Genomic DNA, 465 nt, shown 5'->3' with positions numbered 1-465 from the left:
GCCGTGGCGAATGCCATGAAAGACGGCGCGCCGACCAAGGCTTTGGAAGGCTTCGCGCGCGGTGCGGGGGCGAAAATCGAAGACTTGACCATCGTCCACGACGGCAAGCAGGATGTGTACGCCTACGAATATGTCCAAACCGGCAAACCGCTGGGCGAACTTTTGGAAGACATTATCAATCAAGCCGTTAAGAAACTGCCGATTCCGAAAGTGATGCGTTGGGGCAGCAGCACGTTTACCTTTGTGCGCCCCGTTCACGGGCTGATTGTGCTGCATGGCGACGACATTGTGAACGTCAGCGTCTTGGGCCTGCAAAGCGGCAATCAAACCTTGGGACACCGCTTCCTTTCCAGCGGCGAAATCACCATTGAAAACGCCGACAGCTACGCTGCACAAATGCGTGAGCAAGGCAAAGTCGTCGCTTCGTTTGCCGAGCGCAAAGCCGCGATTCAGACGGCCTTGAAC

General features: G+C 56.6%; 1 protein-coding gene. It reads left to right on the top strand.

Going from position 1 to position 465, the window contains the following annotated elements; all coding sequences use genetic code 11:
* Nucleotides 1-465 (top strand): glycine--tRNA ligase subunit beta (locus tag ACTHUR_RS20140; RefSeq protein WP_440400564.1); only part of this gene is annotated, 465 nt, incomplete at both ends.

It is taken from the genome of Neisseria sp. P0021.S007 (assembly GCF_051956855.1).
The sequence above is the reverse complement of the archived record's forward strand: the minus strand, read 5'-3'. Positions and strand labels throughout refer to the sequence as shown.